The organism is Pseudoalteromonas luteoviolacea (genome assembly GCF_021654285.1).
GTDB lineage: Bacteria > Pseudomonadota > Gammaproteobacteria > Enterobacterales > Alteromonadaceae > Pseudoalteromonas > Pseudoalteromonas luteoviolacea_J.
On the sequence record NZ_JAKFZS010000115.1, the window covers coordinates 1 to 348 of the forward strand.

At 32.5% G+C, this 348-nt stretch carries 1 protein-coding gene; it reads left to right on the forward strand.

What is annotated here, in order from left to right; genetic code table 11:
* Positions 1-214, forward strand: a 214-nt coding sequence (locus L1077_RS27260) for a hypothetical protein (protein WP_237139895.1), incomplete at its 5' end; no start/stop codon positions are given.
* Positions 215-348 lie beyond the last annotated feature (134 nt).

The following is a 348-nucleotide window of genomic DNA, read 5'->3' on the forward strand; positions in this document are numbered from 1 at the left end:
TTTTTTTGTACTACTGTCAATTGCCGTATTTTGCTGCCAAATTTTCCATGGTGCGGCAAAAGTATTCCTTATTGAATTCATGTTCTATAATAAAAAACTGATTTTTATTAATTATGCAATTGCCGTACCTTTTTTGGGGTTATATGTATTTTATAAATATTTTAATTTCGATTTTATTTTATTAACTGGGTATCTAAACCCCATTTGGTTATGAGGTAAGTCTATGAAAAAGTTTAATCGAGTTACCTCAGTCCCAAGTGGTGTTAAAACAATTCTGGGATAAGGGATACCAGTCTTTGTGCAGATTGATTCGCTTGAGCAGAAATAGCCATGGTTGCGTCAAAGATA